Genomic DNA, 283 nt, shown 5'->3' with positions numbered 1-283 from the left:
TTAATCCACCCAAATCCGGCGCCTACACACTTAAAATAGCTACTACTACAGACAATGAATGGGCAGACAGTTATGAGTATGAAATAATAGAAACGCCTCTCATGGTAAAACTATCTAATTATAGGATCAATCAAAATGCTTTATACCAGTTGATTTATCAACAAACAGGCAGTGTCATGGATCAAGGCGGCCTGATTCGGATCCGATTTCCGGAGGAAGTTCAAATTACTAAATCATTGTCTTTAAAATCCGGTAAAATCACTATTAATGGTCAATCGGTTGC

At 37.8% G+C, this 283-nt stretch carries 1 protein-coding gene; it reads left to right on the top strand.

Features of this window, described 5'->3' with window-relative positions; translation table 11 throughout:
* The coding region (locus tag MD536_RS21590) for a hypothetical protein (RefSeq protein ID WP_239603850.1) at nt 1–283 on the top strand (283 nt) is incomplete at both ends.

It is taken from the genome of Flavihumibacter cheonanensis, from assembly GCF_022352215.1.
GTDB classification, from domain to species: Bacteria; Bacteroidota; Bacteroidia; order Chitinophagales; family Chitinophagaceae; genus Flavihumibacter; species Flavihumibacter cheonanensis.
This window is presented reverse-complemented; position numbering and strand designations above follow the sequence as displayed.